16 protein-coding genes are annotated in these 15,308 nt (G+C 70.1%); 13 read left to right on the top strand and 3 right to left on the bottom strand.

The genetic code is table 11. From position 1 onward, the window contains the following. Positions 1–251 precede the first annotated feature (251 nt). The 6 genes from KBO27_RS02165 to KBO27_RS02190 all read left to right on the top strand — a co-directional run bounded on the left by KBO27_RS02165 (position 252) and on the right by KBO27_RS02190 (position 6,374). Entirely contained in the window at positions 252–1,490 is a 1,239-nt protein-coding gene (locus KBO27_RS02165; protein WP_210968290.1) for an ATP-binding protein, read from the top strand. Next, complete coding sequence (locus KBO27_RS02170; protein WP_132621411.1) at positions 1,487–2,167, top strand: response regulator; 681 nt, start codon at positions 1,487–1,489, stop codon at positions 2,165–2,167. Before KBO27_RS02165 ends, KBO27_RS02170 begins: the two co-directional genes overlap by 4 nt. Positions 2,168–2,299: 132 nt before the next feature. Next, positions 2,300–3,391 carry a Ppx/GppA family phosphatase gene (locus KBO27_RS02175; RefSeq protein ID WP_210968291.1) on the top strand — a complete coding sequence of 364 codons (1,092 nt, stop codon included), beginning with the start codon at positions 2,300–2,302 and terminating at the stop codon, positions 3,389–3,391. Then, positions 3,388–4,518: an Rv0497 family membrane protein gene (locus tag KBO27_RS02180; protein WP_210968292.1), complete on the top strand. Its 1,131-nt coding sequence runs from the start codon at positions 3,388–3,390 to the stop codon at positions 4,516–4,518. Before KBO27_RS02175 ends, KBO27_RS02180 begins: the two co-directional genes overlap by 4 nt. Positions 4,519–4,623: 105 nt before the next feature. Beyond that, positions 4,624–5,487, top strand: coding sequence for a sugar phosphate isomerase/epimerase family protein (locus tag KBO27_RS02185; protein WP_210968293.1), 864 nt, complete (start codon positions 4,624–4,626; stop codon positions 5,485–5,487). 101 nt (positions 5,488–5,588) lie between these two features. Beyond that, complete coding sequence (locus KBO27_RS02190) at positions 5,589–6,374, top strand: thioesterase family protein (RefSeq protein ID WP_210968294.1); 786 nt, start codon at positions 5,589–5,591, stop codon at positions 6,372–6,374. Between the two features lie 103 nt (positions 6,375–6,477). Here KBO27_RS02190 and KBO27_RS02195 read toward each other — a convergent pair whose 3' ends face one another. After that, the gene (locus KBO27_RS02195; RefSeq protein WP_210968295.1) at positions 6,478–8,106 is read right to left on the bottom strand and encodes a long-chain fatty acid--CoA ligase; all 1,629 of its coding nucleotides are present in this window, start codon (positions 8,104–8,106) and stop codon (positions 6,478–6,480) included. Between the two features lie 137 nt (positions 8,107–8,243). On the opposite strand from KBO27_RS02195, the gene proC reads away from it, so the two are divergent. The 6 genes from proC (at position 8,244) to KBO27_RS02225 (ending at position 12,621) form a co-directional block, all read left to right on the top strand. Continuing rightward, on the top strand, positions 8,244–9,059 hold the full coding sequence (gene proC / locus KBO27_RS02200) for a pyrroline-5-carboxylate reductase (RefSeq protein ID WP_210968296.1): 816 nt from the start codon (positions 8,244–8,246) through the stop codon (positions 9,057–9,059). A gap of 387 nt (positions 9,060–9,446) precedes the next feature. After that, entirely contained in the window at positions 9,447–9,671 is a 225-nt protein-coding gene (locus tag KBO27_RS02205) for a helix-turn-helix domain-containing protein (RefSeq protein ID WP_132621425.1), read from the top strand. Positions 9,672–9,852: 181 nt separating this feature from the next. Next, positions 9,853–9,954 carry a 30S ribosomal protein bS22 gene (locus KBO27_RS02210; protein WP_010241351.1) on the top strand — a complete coding sequence of 34 codons (102 nt, stop codon included), beginning with the start codon at positions 9,853–9,855 and terminating at the stop codon, positions 9,952–9,954. A 146-nt stretch (positions 9,955–10,100) separates the two neighbouring features. Then, positions 10,101–11,135, top strand: coding sequence for an NAD-dependent epimerase/dehydratase family protein (locus KBO27_RS02215; RefSeq protein WP_132680552.1), 1,035 nt, complete (start codon positions 10,101–10,103; stop codon positions 11,133–11,135). Between the two features lie 23 nt (positions 11,136–11,158). Further along, a complete protein-coding gene (locus KBO27_RS02220) occupies positions 11,159–12,067 on the top strand; it encodes a lysophospholipid acyltransferase family protein (protein ID WP_132671830.1) in 909 nt (302 codons plus the stop codon). Between the two features lie 143 nt (positions 12,068–12,210). Next, positions 12,211–12,621, top strand: a complete 411-nt coding sequence (locus tag KBO27_RS02225) for a VOC family protein (protein WP_210968297.1) — start codon at positions 12,211–12,213, stop codon at positions 12,619–12,621. 225 nt (positions 12,622–12,846) lie between these two features. Here KBO27_RS02225 and KBO27_RS02230 read toward each other — a convergent pair whose 3' ends face one another. Together KBO27_RS02230 and KBO27_RS02235 are read right to left on the bottom strand one after the other, a co-directional pair. Then, a complete protein-coding gene (locus KBO27_RS02230; protein WP_210968621.1) occupies positions 12,847–13,734 on the bottom strand; it encodes an HAD family hydrolase in 888 nt (295 codons plus the stop codon). A 185-nt stretch (positions 13,735–13,919) separates the two neighbouring features. Beyond that, a complete protein-coding gene (locus KBO27_RS02235; RefSeq protein WP_210968298.1) occupies positions 13,920–14,606 on the bottom strand; it encodes a sigma-70 family RNA polymerase sigma factor in 687 nt (228 codons plus the stop codon). A 426-nt stretch (positions 14,607–15,032) separates the two neighbouring features. On the opposite strand from KBO27_RS02235, the gene KBO27_RS02240 reads away from it, so the two are divergent. After that, the gene (locus KBO27_RS02240; protein ID WP_210968622.1) at positions 15,033–15,251 is read left to right on the top strand and encodes a glutaredoxin family protein; all 219 of its coding nucleotides are present in this window, start codon (positions 15,033–15,035) and stop codon (positions 15,249–15,251) included. Positions 15,252–15,308: the final 57 nt, after the last annotated feature.

Here is a 15,308-nt window from a genome sequence, read left to right on the forward strand (position 1 = left end):
ACCGCGGACCGCTTCGGAGGGCACCCCGGCACGAATCCGAGGTGCCCTCCACGCGTCACTCACGTGGGTGATGAGTGGCGAGAATTCGCCCACTCGGGGAACGGAGCGCTACCGAGGCTCGGTCGGTAGCTGAACCCGCTCCGAGCAGGGGATGAACCAGAGGTGAAGAACGGCCCGATTCGTGTCACGGGCGTCACTGAACGCCCTTGTGGACTGGCCTTTCCCCACCCGCGCTTGCTTACGATGCAGATGTGACCGCTTTGGGCTACACCGCCCTGATCATCGCCGCGCTCCTGCTGGGCGCGGTCGGCGGATTCTTGGCAGCCGGAGGACCCCGGCCCTACCGCAAGTCCCAGCCGCAAGGCCCCACCGTCGCAGAGCTCCTCCAGCGCCAGGTGCACACCAGCACCAGCGGCGTCGTGCTGCTCAACCGCTTCGGCGACGTGGTGCTGCACAACCCGCGCGCCGCCGAGCTGGGCGTGATCCACGACTACCGAGCCGACCCCCGGGCGCAGAAGGCCGCCGAGCAGGCGCGCAAGACCGGGGAGACGGTGACCGTCGACCTCTGCCCGCTGGACGGGCGCGCCTCGCTGGCCGGACGCGGTCCGGCTGCCGTGATCGGCGACGTCCGGCCGCTCGGTGACGGCTTCACCGTCGTCGACGCCGCGGACCAGTCCGACTCGGTGCGCCTGGAGGCGACCCGGCGGGACTTCGTGGCCAACGTCAGCCACGAGCTCAAGACCCCGGTGGGCGCGCTGGCGCTGCTGGCCGAGGCGCTGCTGGACACCGCCGAGGACCCGGAGGAGGTCCGGCGCTTCTCCACCAAGATCCTGCACGAGTCCACCCGCCTCGGGACGCTCGTCTCCGAGCTGATCGCGCTGTCCCGCCTGCAGGGCGCGGAGCGCCTGCCGGAGCTCGGCTCGGTCGAGGTGGACGAGGTCGTCGAGGAGGCGCTGAGCCGGTCCCGGCTGGCCGCCGAGTCCGCGGGCATCGAGATCGCGGTGGACGGGCCGTCCGGGTACCTGCTGGAAGGCGACCGGGCGTTGCTGGTCACCGCGCTGACCAACCTGATCACCAATGCGGTCAGCTACTCGTCCCACGGGAGCCCGGTGTCGATCTCGCGCCGGCTGTCCGAGGACTTCGTCGAGATCGCGGTCACCGACCGCGGTATCGGGATCGAACCCGAACACCACGAAAGGGTGTTCGAGCGGTTCTTCCGGGTGGATCCCGCTCGCTCGCGGGCCACCGGCGGTACAGGTTTGGGGCTGGCCATCGTCAAGCACGTCGCCGCGAACCACGGAGGCGAGGTGAAGCTGTGGAGCAGGCCGGGGACGGGTTCCACCTTCACCATCCGGGTGCCCAGGCACGGCACCGGCGAGGCCGACGGCGACGAGGCGACCACCGAACCGGATCGGGCGGCACCAGCCGCGCGGTCGATCACCGAAAGTGCGGACGGCGTGACAACCGTCGAAACGGGAGGAGTCCGGTGACCAGAGTGTTGATCGTGGAGGACGAGGAGTCCTTCGCCGACCCACTTGCCTTCCTGCTCCGCAAGGAGGGCTTCACGGCCGCCGTCGCGACCAACGGCACCGATGCCCTGGACGAGTTCGACCGCAACGGCGCGGACATAGTGCTGCTGGACCTGATGCTGCCCGGGATGAGCGGCACCGACGTGTGCAAGCAGCTGCGGCAGCGCTCCGCGGTCCCTGTGATCATGGTGACCGCGCGCGACAGCGAGATCGACAAGGTCGTGGGTCTGGAGCTGGGAGCCGACGACTACGTCACCAAGCCCTACTCGGCCCGCGAGCTCATCGCCCGCGTGCGCGCCGTGCTGCGCCGCCGCGGTGAGGCCGAGGAGCTGCAGCCGCAGGTGCTGGCCGCGGGACCGGTTCGGCTGGACGTCGAGCGGCATGTGGTGACCGTCGAGGGCGAGGACGTGAGCCTGCCGCTCAAGGAGTTCGACCTCCTGGAGTACCTGCTGCGCAACGTCGGCCGGGTGCTCACCCGCGGTCAGCTCATCGACCGGGTGTGGGGCGCGGACTACGTCGGCGACACCAAGACCCTCGACGTGCACGTCAAGCGGCTTCGCTCGAAGGTCGAACCGGACCCCGCGGACCCGCGCTACCTGATCACAGTGCGTGGTCTTGGCTACAAGTTCGAGGCCTGAGCCGGCCGGGTGTGACCGGTCGCATTCCCAAGGGGCTGCTGACCTGGTGGCGGGCGTGGCGGGAGTGTTCCGGAACGCAGTTTCCCGCCCACCTGCCGCCCCGGCGCATGCGCAGCCGGTAATTTGTCGGTCATGCGCCTAGGGGTCCTCGACGTCGGATCCAACACCGTCCACCTGCTCGTGGTGGACGCGCACCGTGGTGCGCATCCGACCCCGATGACATCGGAGAAGACCGTGCTGCGGCTCGCCGAGCGGATCGGTGCGCACGACGGGCGGCTCTCCGACGACGACGCCGACGAACTGATCCGGACGATCGCCGAAGCCCGGGATGCGGCCGTGGTGGCCGGTTGCGACGAGCTGATGGCCTTCGCGACCTCGGCGATCCGCGACGCGGACAACGCGGTGGAGGTCCTGGACCGGCTGCGCGCCGAGACCGGGGTCGAACTGGAGGTGCTGCCGGGCGAGGACGAGGCCCGCTACACCTTCCTCGCGGCCCGTCGCTGGTACGGCTGGTCGGCGGGCAACCTGCTGCTGCTCGACATCGGTGGCGGTTCGCTGGAGATGGCGCTGGGCATCGACGAGCAGCCGGACCTCGCGGTCTCGCTGCCGCTGGGCGCGGGCCGGATGAGCCGCACGATGCTCAAGGACCCGCCGAAGCAGGACGAGATCAAGAAGGCGCGGGACTGGCTGGAAGGCCAGCTGGCGCCCACCGCCAAGAAGTTCCGCAAGCTGGCCCGGCCGGACCGGGTGGTGGCGTCGTCGAAGACGTTCCGCTCGCTGGCCCGGTTGACCGGTGCGGCGCCGTCCTCGGCGGGGCAGCGCGCGTCGCGCACGCTGACCGACACGGGGCTGCGGCAGCTCTTGGCGTTCATCACACGCATGTCCGCCGGCGACCTGGCCGCGCTCGACGGTGTGAGCGCCGCGCGGTCGCACCAGCTCGTCGGAGGTGCGCTGGTCGCGGAGGCCGCGATGAAGGCCCTGGGAGTCACCGAGCTCGAGATCTGCCCGTGGGCGCTGCGGGAGGGAGTCATCCTTCGGCGGCTGGACCACACCAACGGAGATAGTCACACTGCGTTCAAGAGCGGCGTTCCGGTGCGTGCGGGGGGCACGGACGGGCTCGTGCCGGCGCAAGAGAATGCGTCCGGCCCGACACGGAATGAAACCGAGGCACCGGTGGACGGAACTGGACTGCGAACGCGGCACGGGGCACGGTGGGAACGATGAGTCGGGACAGCGGGGCGGACCAGCCCACCCAGCGCACCGTTGCAGAGCTGCTCGCCGAGTACGGCGGCAGCTCGGAGAAGGGCTCCCGGCGCCGGCGCAGGAAGGCCGAGGACCCGACCGAGACGGCGCCGCAGGAGATCATCAACCGGGTGCTGTCCGACAGCGGCAAGATGCGCCCGGTCAAGCCGGACGAGGAACCGCCGCCCAGCCGCAGGCAGGGCGGACCGGCCGCCACCCCGCCCCAGGCGGCTCCGGCCGGCCCACAGCCCGCTCAGCCGCCGGCGGCCCAACCCCCGGCGGCCCAGGCTCCCGCCCCTCAGCCTCCGGCTCCCCAGCCCCCGGCCGCGCAGCCCCCGGCGAACCCGCCGCAGGCCGCCGGACCGGTGTCGCCGCCCGCGCGCCCCGCGGCCGAACCGCCGGCCGAGGCCGGTCCCAAGCCCGGCAGCGCCGGGTACTGGGCGCAGCGCTTCGGCAGCACGGGCGGCGCCGCCTCGAACCCGCCGGCGCCGTCCGCGCCGAGCGGTGACGCCGAGGCGACCATCCGGCAGCCGGTGCTGCCGACACCGCCCGCCCGGTCGGGGCCGCCGATGGCCCCCGCCGGTCCGCCGCAGCTGCCGGAGAACTTCACCGAGCAGCTGCCGCGCATAGACGGCGGTGCCGAGCAGGCGTACCCGGCGCAGGCCGAGCCCAACGCCGACCCGTACGACTACGAGTCCTTCGACGACTCCGAGCAGAGCTACTCCGGCGCCTACGAGCAGCCCTACGACGAGCCGTACGACCAGGCTTACGACGAGGACTACGACAGCTCCGCCCCCGCCGGGCTCAACGACGACTACGACCCGGACGAGGCCGACCGCCCGCCGTCGGCGGGCAAGGAGTGGGGCACGCTCGCGCTGCAGGGCGTCCTCGGCCTGGTCGGCGGCGGTGCCGTGTGGGTGGGCTTCCGCTGGTTGTGGATCAACGCGACCATCGCCGCGTTCGGCGCGGCACTGGTGTTCACCGGCCTTTTGGTGCTCGTTGCGTGGAAGTTCTTCCGCACCAACGATCTGCAGACCATCCTGCTCTCGGTGCTGGTCGGCCTGTTCTGCACGGTGTCGCCGGCCGCGTTGCTGTTGATCAATCAGTGAGAGGTTGTCGGTGTTGGCTCGGACAGGTGAACGCCGGGCGGTGCGAGGCCGGACGACCCACCGCCGCGCAACCTCACCGGGGCCGTGGGTCATGCTTGGTTCGAGATGACGGGACGACCATCGCGGACTGAGCGCCAGGACACCCCCGGGCGGATTCCGGTGGGGCTGTCCAGCGCCTCGGTGTGGCCGCAACCTGCTCGCGCGGCCTTCGAGATGGCCGCCGACCTCGGTTTCGACGGGGTCGAGGTGATGGTCTGGGCCGACGCGGTCAGCCAGGACGTCGACGCGCTGAGCCGGTTGTCGCAGCAGCACGGGGTTCCGGTGCTCGCGGTGCACGCGCCCTGCCTGCTGATCACCCAGCGCGTGTGGTCGCCGGAACCCGAGGAGCGCCTGCGCAAGGCCGTGCTGGTGGCCGGCGAGCTGGGCGCTTCGACGGTCGTGGTGCACCCGCCGTTCCGCTGGCAGCGCCGCTACGCCGACGCGTTCCCGGAGCTGGTCGAGGAGCTGGAGGAGACCAGCGGCCTCAAGATCGCGGTGGAGAACATGTTCCCGCTGCGCCCGCCGAACACGCTCAACCGGCTCCGCAGCGGCCGGACCAACAGCGGGCTCTCGGCGTTCAAGCCCTCCCCGGACCCCACCGACGTGGGCTTCCGCAACTACACGCTGGACCTCTCGCACGCCGCCGCGGCGCACGTGGACGCCATCGAGCTGCTCAAGCGGATGCGCGACGGCCTCGCCCACGTCCACCTCGCCGACGGCACCGGCGCCTCCCGCGACGAGCACCTGCTCCCCGGCCAGGGGAGCCAGCCGTGCGCGGAGGTCTGCGAGGCGCTGGCGGCCGACGGCTACGACGGTTCGGTGGTGCTGGAGGTCAACACCCGCAAGGCGCGGAATCCCCAGCAACGAGCGGAAATCCTCGCCGAAGCGCTGCTGTTCGCCCGTCTCCACCTGGAGCCGCTGGGAGCTTAGGGCCGCTAACCGATACCTGATGATCAACTTCGGCGAAGGTCATTAGAATCTTCGACCATGAACTCGTTGCGCGTAGTGGGCGTTCGACCGGTGGATCGCACGTGACCGAGGTCCATGATCCGTTCTCCGCGGCCACTTCGGTGCGTTCGCTCGGCGACGGCAGTTACGTCGCGAACCTCCACCCGGACTGGGCTGTCGGTGACAACCCGCACGGCGGGTACTTGCTGGCACTGCTCACCAGAGCCGTCAGCGACGGCAGCGGGCTCGAACCGCTGTCGATCAGCGCGCAGTACCTGCGACCGCCGCGCGTCGGGCCGGTGATGATCCGGTTGCAGGCGCTCAAGAACGGCAAGACCGTCACCGTGGTGCGCGCGGCGCTGGAGCAGCGCGGCCAGGTGTGCGTCGACGCGACGGTCACCGCGGGACGGATGCCCGCGGCCGAGCCGGAGTGGTCGGATCTGCCGTCCATGCCGGTCAACCCGCCGCCGGACGCCATCGACCTCAGCCAGTCCACGAGGTACTTCCACCTAGCGGAGGTCTGCGACATGCGGCTGGACCCGAACACCGCCGAGTTCCTCAACGGCGGCACCGGCGAGCCCCGCTACCGGATGTGGGTCAAACCGCGCGAAGGCCAGCCCGACCTGCTGTTCGGCCTGGTCGCGGGGGACCTCACGGTTCCGGTCACGCTGAACATGGGTCGCTTCGGCTGGGCGCCGACGGTGCAGCTGACCGCCTACCTGCGCGCTCACCCCGCCAACGGGTGGCTGCGCATGCTGGTCGACTGCCGGGCCGTGCACGGCCAGTGGTTCGACGAGGACGTCCAGGTCATCGACTCGGTCGGCCGCCTCATCTGCCAGGCCCGCCAGCTCGCCCTGTCCCCCTCCTGACCGGCACGGGCTTCGCGATGTCAGTGGAAGTCGGGACCCGGATCTCAGTGGAGATCGGGTTCCGGGTTTCCACTGAGATCGGGTCCCTCCGGGGGTGTGCGGGTCAGGTGAGGTGGATGACCTCGAGATCGCCTTCGGAGTGCTGCTTGCGGAGGCGCTTCTTGTCGAACTTGCCGACGCTGGTCTTCGGCGCCTCGGTGATGAACGTCCAGTACTCCGGCAGCTGCCAGCGCGCGACCGAACCGGACAGGAACTCGCGGAGCTCCGCCGCGTCGGCGGTCTCGCCCTCGCGCAGCACCACCGCCACCAGCGGGCGCTCCGACCACTTCTCGTCCGGGACGCCGATGACCATCGCCTCGGCCACCGCGGGGTGGGCCATCACCTGGTTCTCCAGCTCCACCGAGGAGATCCACTCGCCGCCGGACTTGATGACGTCCTTGGCCCGGTCGGTCAGGTGCAGGAAGCCCTCCGGCGTCAGGTAGCCGACGTCGCCGGTGCGCAGCCAGCCGTCGTGGAACTTCTCCGGGTCGTCGTCGCCGTAGTACGCCTCGGCGACCCACGGGCCGCGAACCTCCAGCTCACCGACGCTCTGGCCGTCCCACTGCAGGATCCGGCCGTCGTCGTCGACCAGCCGCGCCTCCACCGAGGCGGGCAGCCGTCCCTGGCTCACGCGGTAGGCCCACTCGTCCTCGCCGGTGACTCCGGCGGGCGGCCGGGCGAGGCTGCCCAGCGGCGAGGTCTCGGTCATGCCCCAGGCGTGCACGACCGTGATGCCGTAGTCCTCCTGGAAGGTCCGCATCATCGCCGGCGGGCACGCCGAACCGCCGATCACGACCTCGTGCAGCGAGGAGATGTCGCGGGGATCCTTCTCCAGCTCCGCGAGCACGCCCTGCCAGATGGTCGGCACGGCCGCGGCCATCGTCGGGCGCTCGGCGGCCATCATCGCCACCAGCGGTTCGGGCTGCAGGAACCGGTCCGGCATGATCATCGAGGCGCCGACCATGAACGCCGCGTAGGGCAGGCCCCACGACATCGCGTGGAACATCGGCACCACCGCGAGACCCCGGTCGCCCTGCTCGAGGCCCATCCCGTCGGTCATGCACACCTGCATCGAGTGCAGGTAGATCGAGCGGTGCGAGTAGACGACGCCCTTGGGGTTGGCGGTGGTCCCGGACGTGTAGCACATCGCCGCGGCGGAGCGCTCGTCCAGCTCGGGCCAGTCGAACTCCTCGGGCTGCCCGGCCAGCAGGTCCGCGTAGCCGTGCACCTCGACGCCCGCAGGCGCCTCCAGGGCGCTCGCGTCACCGCCGACCACGACCGCGTGCCGGACGGTCTTCATCTCGGGCAGCAGCTTGGCGAACAGCGGCAGCAGGGTGTGGTCGACCAGCACCACGTGGTCCTCGGCGTGGTTGGCGACGTAGACCAGCTGCTCGGGGAACAGCCGGATGTTGAGGGTGTGCAGCACCGCGCCCATGGACGGCACCGCGAGGTAGGCGGTCAGGTGCTCGGCGTTGTTCCACATGAACGTGCCGACGCGCTGGTCACCGGTGACGCCGAGCCCGCGCAGCGCGTGCGCCAGCCGCGCGGCTTCCCGGCCGATCTCGGCGTACCCGCTGCGGCGGGGTTCGGCTCCGGTCCAGGTCACGACCTCGGCGGTGGCACCGTGCGGACCGGTGCCCTGCCGCATGATCCGGGCGATCGAGAGGGGGCCGTCGTTCATCGTGCTCAACATGGTCGAAGCTCCTTCGCTGTGGGGATCGCGTGGTGGCGGGGTGAAAGACCTTCGATGTGTGGTGCGAAACACAGTAGCCGCCGGTGCGGGTCAACGGGAGGGGTCGACACGCAGCGTGGTCTGGCACCCTGAGCCTCATGACGACCATCGCCGTGCTCGGAGCCGGAAAGATCGGAGAAGCCCTGCTCTCGGGCCTGATCAAAGCCGGACGAGCCCCGTCCGATCTGCTGTTCACCGAGCGCTTCCCGACCCGTGCCGAAGAGCTGACGAAGACCTACGGCATCTCGCACGTGGACGTGCCCGCGGCGGTGGAGCGCGCGGACGTGATCGTGGTGGCGGTCAAGCCGCAGGACATCGAGCCGCTGCTGGACGAGATGGCGCCGAAGATCCCGGCCGGCAAGCTGGTCGTGTCGCTGTGCGCGGGCCTGCCGACGAAGCTGTTCGAGCGCCGGCTGCCGGAGGGCACGGCGGTCGTCCGGGTCATGCCGAACACCCCGATGCTGGTCGGCGAGGCCATGGCCGCCATCTCCGGTGGCGCGCACGCCGCGGACCGGGACCTGGACCTGGTCGAGGAGCTGCTGGGCAGCGTCGGCAAGGTCGCGAGGGTTCCGGAGAGCCAGCAGGACGCGGTCACCGCGCTGTCCGGTTCGGGTCCCGCGTACTTCTTCTACCTGGTCGAGGCCATGATCGACGCCGGGATCCTGCTGGGCATCCCGCGCGCCACGGCCGCCGACCTCATCGTCCAGTCCGCGGTCGGCGCGGCGGCCATGCTCCGCGAGGGCGACGGGCACCCGGTCATGCTCCGCGAGGCGGTCACCTCCCCGGCGGGCACCACCATCGCCGGCATCCGCGAGCTGGAGAAGCACGGAGTCCGAGCAGCCCTCATCGACGCCATCGAAGCAGCCCGAGACCGCTCGGTCGAACTCGGCAAAGCCCACGAAGAGGACGACTGACGGACAGCTCGACCCACCGTCAGGCAACCGGCGAAGCCGGTTCCTCAGCACCCACGTGAGAACGCCGAGGCACGTCAGGCAAGCACCGAAGGTGCTTTCGCAGTACCCCACCCGAGGCGCTGGCACCGCCGCGGGTTCGCCAGCGCCTTCGTGGCGAGTACGCCGGGACGCCGCGTATTCGAATACTTAAGGAGCGGCGCACGGAGTCCACGAAGGCGCTCAGGTTCCGCCACCCGCACCGCCGAGCAGGGCGACCGGCAACCAACGAGCCAAAAGTCAACTCAACAATTGCTCTGTGTCCCGTTAGTCTCGATGGAGCACGTGCGTGAGGTTTCCGGCGGACGGGGAAGCCGCCGGGGGCGACACGTGTGGAGGGCACGGTGAAGCATGTCTGCGAACTCCGAACCCGGTCGCCAGGCACCGCCGAGCATGGGCCAGGTGCGGTTCCTCACCGTCGCCGAGGTGGCCAAGCTGATGCGGGTGTCGAAGATGACGGTCTACCGGCTCGTGCACGCCGGCGAGCTGCCCGCCGCCAGGGTGGGCCGTTCGTTCCGCGTGGCCGAGAAGGACGTCCACGCCTACCTCGAACACGCCTACTACGACGCGGGTTGAGCCGCTCGTGAAGATCACCCCCAGGCGCGCCCGGGGGTGATCGAACCGCGCTTGCCGGACCACGGCGGCAGGCCCGAGACCAGGGCAGGTAAAGTTTTGGGTTGGTCGTGCCTGATGCGCTCCTGGCAGCTGCTCCGGCACGGAAGACGTTCGAACCGCCGTCAAGAGTGAAGGAGTCCGCATGGGCTCGGTCATCAAGAAGCGCCGCAAGCGTATGTCCAAGAAGAAGCACCGCAAGCTGCTTCGCAAGACGCGCGTCCAGCGTCGCAAGTTGGGCAAGTGATCTGACCAAATCCGCCGTCGACCCTCGGAGTCGACGGCGGTTTTGCTTTTTCGACCCCGCCCGGTAACGCCGGGCTGGCCGGTGGGAGGCGGGTCCGCCTGTAGCATCGATCTCGGGCGGCACTCCTTCGACTGCGCGGGGTGAACATGGGGCCGAACGTCGTGCTGGTGACGGGTGTGAGCCGCTTCCTGGGCGGTCACCTGGCGGCGCGGCTGGCGGCCGATCCGGCGATCGATCGGGTGCTCGGCGTGGACACGGTCCAGCCCGGCCGCGACCTGATGCGGCGGATGGGGCGCACCGAGTTCGTGCGCGCCGACATCCGCAACCCGCTGATCAGCAAGGTGATCAACAACGCCGGGGTCGACACCGTGGTGCACGCGGCGATCAACACGCACACGGGGCCCGGCGGCCGGGCGACGCTCAAGGACATGAACGTCATCGGCTCCATGCAGCTGCTGGCGGCCTGCCAGCAGTCGCCGCGGGTCCGCAAGGTCGTGGTGCGCTCCACCTGCGCCGTCTACGGGTCCAGCTCCCGCGATCCCGCGGTGTTCACCGAGGACATCGAGCCGAAGGACCTGCCGTCGTCCGGCTACGCCAAGGACGCCGTGGAGATCGAGGGCTACGTGCGCGGCTTCGGCCGCCGCCGACCCGACGTGGACGTCACGACGCTGCGGTTCTCGAACCTGATCGGCCCGCGCATCGACGCGATGCTGGCCCGCTACTTCATGCTGCCGGTGGTGCCCACCGTCCTCGGTTTCGACGCGCGCTTCCAGCTGCTGCACTCCGAGGACGCGCTGGCCGTGCTGGAGCGCGCGACGCTCGGCGACAAGACCGGCGTCTACAACGTGGCCGGTGACGGGGTGCTGATGCTGTCGCAGGCGATCCGCCGCGCGGGCCGGGTGGCGCTGCCGCTGCCGAGCCCGTCGGTGCCCGCCGTGACGCAGCTGTTCCGCAGCGCCCGGCTGGTGGACTTCTCGCCGGAGCAGCTGCGCTTCCTCAACTTCGGCCGGGTGCTGGACACCACGCGGCTCCGTGAGACCTTCGGGTTCACCCCGCGCTGGACCACCCAGCAGGCGTTCGACGACTTCGTGCGCGGCCGCGGCCTGCGCCCTGTCGTGGAACCGGAGAACATCATGGCGTTGGAGCGGCGCGCCGGAGAACTGCTGTCGAGACTGCGGTGAGCGGAAGGCGAGACGGAGGCGCGATGGCCGATGCGCAGGTGATCCCGTTGCGACCGGAGAACGGCGACCGGATCCCCCCTTCCCCGGGCGAACCGGGCTGGGAGGAGGCCGTCATCGACGTGCTCGCCTTCGCCCGGCGCAGGCTGCTCGGCGACTACCGGGTCGACGAGTTCGGCTTCGACGAGGAGCTCACCGACGAGGTCTTCCTGCGGCTGATCCGCCCGTTCTACGAGAAGTGGTTCCGGGTGGAGACCATCGGCGCGCACAACGTGCCCGATGACGGCGCGCTGGTCGTCGCCAACCACTCCGGCACCTTGCCGTGGGACGCGCTGATGACCACGGTCGCGCTGCACGACCACCACCCCGCCGAGCGGCACCTGCGGATGCTGGGCGCGGACCTGGTGTTCCGGATGCCGATGCTGGGCGCGGTGGCCCGCAAGGCCGGGCACACGCTGGCCTGCAACCCCGACGCCGAGCGGCTGCTGACCGGTGGCGAGATCGTCGGGGTGTGGCCGGAGGGCTTCAAGGGCATCGGCAAACCGTTCAAGGACCGCTACAAGCTGCAGCGATTCGGTCGCGGCGGGTTCGTCTCGGCCGCGCTGCGCACCGGCGCTCCGATCATCCCCTGCGCGATCGTGGGCGCCGAGGAGATCTACCCGAAGCTGGCGGACCTGAAGCCGATCGCCCGGCTGCTGGGCCTGCCCTACTTCCCGGTGACGCCGCTGTTCCCGCACTTCGGTCCGCTGGGCGCGGTGCCGCTCCCCTCGAAGTGGTACATCGAGTTCGGTGAGCCGATCGAGACCTCCGGGTACCCGGAGGGCGCGGCGGACGACCCGATGCTGGTGTTCAGCCTGTCCGACCAGGTCAGGGAGATCATCCAGCAGACGCTCTACCGGCTGCTGTCGCAGCGCACCAACGTCTTCCTCGGCTGAGGTCCACCCGGACTGATGATCCGGGGCCGCCGGGCGTGCGTGGGGCGCCGCCGCGTGACGAGGATGTAGCGGGCCGGCGCGGCGGGCGGGGATGCCGCCGCGCCGGCCCCACCCGCACCCCCCAGTGCTGGAGGCGATTCACGGTGGCGGCGAAGCTCAACCCGTACCTGCAGTTCAACGGTGACGCCAGGCAGGCGTTGGAGTTCTACCGGTCGGTCCTCGGCGGGGAACTGACGCTGAACACCTACGGCCAGTTCGGCCAGACCGACGGGCCGTCCGCGGACAAGATCATGCACGGCAACCTGATCACGCAGCTCGGTTTCACGCTGATGGCGGCCGATGCCCCGCCGGACATGCCCGCTCCGCCCGGCGGCAACTTCTCGATCAGCATCAGCGGCGAGGCGGCCGACGCCGACGCGCTGCGCGGTTACTTCTTCAAGCTGGCCGAAGGCGGCCAGGTCCACGTCCCGCTGGAGAAGCAGATGTGGGGCGATGAGTTCGGGATGTGCACAGACAGACACGGCATCAACTGGATGGTCGACATCGCGGGATAGTCCTGTGGTCCGGCTTGCGCGGCGGTGCGGGTGGGGGAACCTCAGACGTCCTCTGGCTCCGCCGATCCGCGACTTGAGTATGTCGAATACGCGGCGCTGCGGCTGTCCTCCCCAGAGGACGTCTGAGAACCCCCGGCGGTGCGGGTTGCTCGGGTGGGTACTGAGAAAGCGGCTTCGCCGCTTGCCTGACGCCTTCCGTGCTTGCCTGACGGGTTTCAGTGCTGGTCAGGAGCGGTCTCGGCGGCGGTAGGCGAGGCCTGCTGCGACCGCGCCGGCTGCGGCGCCCGCGCCGAGCATGGAGTTGAGGCCGATGCGGACGGCCTTGCGGCCGGTGCGGAAGTCGCGGACCTCCCAGTCCCGGGCGCGGGCGATCTCGCGCAGCCGCTGGTCCGGGTTGACCGCCACGGCGGTGCCCACCACCGACAGCATCGGGATGTCGTTGGCCGAGTCGGAGTAGGCGGTGCAGCGGCGCAGGTCCAGGCCCTCGCTGGCGGCGATCGCGCGCACGGCGTGGGCCTTGGCGCGGCCGTGCAGCATCTCGCCGACGAGGCGACCGGTGTAGATGCCGTTCTCGCTCTCCGAGACCGTGCCCAGCGCGCCGGTCAGGCCGAGCCGCCGGGCGATGATCGAGGCCAGCTCGACGGGCGTGGCGGTGACCAGCCACACCCGCTGCCCGGCGTCGAGGTGCATCTGCGCGAGCGCGAGGGTGCCCGCCCAGATCCGGTCGGCCATCAGCTCGTCGTAGATCTCCTCGCTGAGGTTGACCAGCTCCTCGACGCTGCGCCCTGCGACGAAGGACAGCGCCTGCTCGCGGCTGGCCTGGATGTCCTGCGGGTTCTCCCGGCCACCGATCCGGAACTTCAGCTGCTGCCAGGCGAACCCGGCCAGGTCACCCGGGTTGAAGAACTTCCGGGCGGCCAGGCCTCGCGCGAAGTGGAACAGCGAGGCGCCCATCATCATCGTGTTGTCGACGTCGAAGAACGCCGCCGCGGTCAGGTCGGGCGGTGTCGTGAGCGTGCCGTCCTGAACCGGGGCGGCCGCAACCGCCGCCTCGGCTGAGGCGCGACCCGCTACTTTCGCGCTGTCGATCTGCTCTGTGCTGGACGTGCGCATGCCGTTGTGGTCCGCGTCATCGGCCGAGCCCTGCCGTGTCGGCACCGCCGCGCCTCCCAGGGTCCTCCGGAGTGGTGGTGTGCGAAGTCCGTGATCGCCAACCGGCCCCGGTCCGGGGCGGCTGCCTCATAGCTTAAGACCTCGTCCGCGCCACGATTGCGCACCTCCGCCGGGATCGGCAAGCACTATCGGAGATCGTCGGGCAGGAGTTGCGCCAGCCTGCGGACCGCGCGGTGCTGCAGGGCCTTGACCGCGCCCTCGTTGCGTTGCATGGCGATGGCCGTCTCGGTCACCGACATGTCCTTGAGGAACCGCAGCCGGATGCATTCCCGCTGGTCGGGGTTGAGCTGCCGGATGCACTGCAGCAGCTCGTCGTTGGTGGCGTCGAGCAGCACCTGGTGCTCGGGTCCGACGTGCGAGCCCTTGGCGGGCAGGTGGTCGGTGACCTCGGAGGTCGGGATCTCCAGGCGGTTCCGGCTCGACTTGATGTGGTCGAGTATGAGGTTCTTCGCGATGGTGATGAACCAGGCGGCCACGTCGCGGCCCTGGTAGCTGATCGAGGCGATGCGACGCAGCGCCCGCAGGAACGTCTCGCTGGTGATGTCCTCGGCCAGGCAGTGGTCGCTGACCCTGAACAGCACGTACCGGTAGACGGTCTGGGAGTACTCGTCGTAGAGCCTGCCGAAGGCGTCGTTGTCGCCTTGCTGCGCCGCGCTGACGTAGGCCCAGTTGTCCGGGGTGAACCTCTCGGTCGGCCAGCTGTCCGGCACGGAGACGTTCGTGCGCGTTGAACTCAACGGCCGCGGCGAGACGTGTTGAGTGAGGTCTGCGGTGTCGGGGGCGGGGGGTGTGAGCGTCTTGGGGCTGCTCATCTCCGGCGACCTCCTGCCTTCGTTGGCTTCACCGGCGCTGGTGGTCCTGGGACGCATCGGGCCGGCAACCATGTCGTCGTACCCGTGACGGGCACCTGATCCGGGGACCGATCGGCTACGACGGGTCGCGCCGGTACCGCTCGATCGGGCCTTCACTCGACTGGCTAACGCCCACCGGGATGGGCGTTGGAGCAGCAGCATACGTGTTGTTACTCAGAAGTAGGTAGATCTTTGCGGTGACGGTCCGGTCGCGCTCCGTGTTGTTCGGGCGGAATGACCATGATCACGCCGAGTGATTTTGCGCACGTGAGCTGCTCGGTCGTGCAGGTGAGCCCGGTCTCCGCGGTGCCGCGGGCTGAGTACGTTGGGAGTGCCGAAATTTTTCGAACGACTCGCCGAGGAGGCGACGTGCACGAGGTGACCGTGATGTCCCGCGAGGGCTGCCACTCCTGCGTCGACGCGATCGCCGACGTGCGTCGGATCTGCGATGAGCTGGGCGTCGCGTGGTCGGTCAGCGATGTCGACGCCGACTCGGAACTGCGCGCCGAGTACGGCGACCGCGTCCCGGTGATCTTGATCGATGGAGTCGAGCACGGTTTCTGGAAGGTCGAGGAAGAGCGCTTCCGCCGCGCGCTGCGGAACTGACCGGTCTCGGAGCCCGGCGACGTCGGTCACGTGCCCTGTACCACCCGTTTTGGCACT

Origin of the sequence: Saccharopolyspora endophytica (assembly GCF_018070075.1) — a bacterium.
Taxonomy (GTDB): Bacteria; Actinomycetota; Actinomycetes; order Mycobacteriales; family Pseudonocardiaceae; genus Saccharopolyspora; species Saccharopolyspora endophytica.

Excerpts from the sequence above, each read along its gene's own strand:
- KBO27_RS02175 (WP_210968291.1), top strand. The coding sequence starts at position 2,300 with ATGCGCCTAGGGGTCCTCGACGTCGGATCCAACACCGTCCACCTGCTC.
- KBO27_RS02180 (WP_210968292.1), top strand. The coding sequence starts at position 3,388 with ATGAGTCGGGACAGCGGGGCGGACCAGCCCACCCAGCGCACCGTTGCA.
- KBO27_RS02185 (WP_210968293.1), top strand. The coding sequence starts at position 4,624 with ATGACGGGACGACCATCGCGGACTGAGCGCCAGGACACCCCCGGGCGG.
- KBO27_RS02195 (WP_210968295.1), bottom strand. The coding sequence starts at position 8,106 with ATGTTGAGCACGATGAACGACGGCCCCCTCTCGATCGCCCGGATCATG.
- proC (WP_210968296.1), top strand. The coding sequence starts at position 8,244 with ATGACGACCATCGCCGTGCTCGGAGCCGGAAAGATCGGAGAAGCCCTG.
- KBO27_RS02205 (WP_132621425.1), top strand. The coding sequence starts at position 9,447 with ATGTCTGCGAACTCCGAACCCGGTCGCCAGGCACCGCCGAGCATGGGC.
- KBO27_RS02210 (WP_010241351.1), top strand. The coding sequence starts at position 9,853 with ATGGGCTCGGTCATCAAGAAGCGCCGCAAGCGTATGTCCAAGAAGAAG.
- KBO27_RS02215 (WP_132680552.1), top strand. The coding sequence starts at position 10,101 with ATGGGGCCGAACGTCGTGCTGGTGACGGGTGTGAGCCGCTTCCTGGGC.
- KBO27_RS02220 (WP_132671830.1), top strand. The coding sequence starts at position 11,159 with ATGGCCGATGCGCAGGTGATCCCGTTGCGACCGGAGAACGGCGACCGG.
- KBO27_RS02230 (WP_210968621.1), bottom strand. The coding sequence starts at position 13,734 with ATGCGCACGTCCAGCACAGAGCAGATCGACAGCGCGAAAGTAGCGGGT.
- KBO27_RS02235 (WP_210968298.1), bottom strand. The coding sequence starts at position 14,606 with ATGAGCAGCCCCAAGACGCTCACACCCCCCGCCCCCGACACCGCAGAC.
- KBO27_RS02240 (WP_210968622.1), top strand. The coding sequence starts at position 15,033 with ATGTCCCGCGAGGGCTGCCACTCCTGCGTCGACGCGATCGCCGACGTG.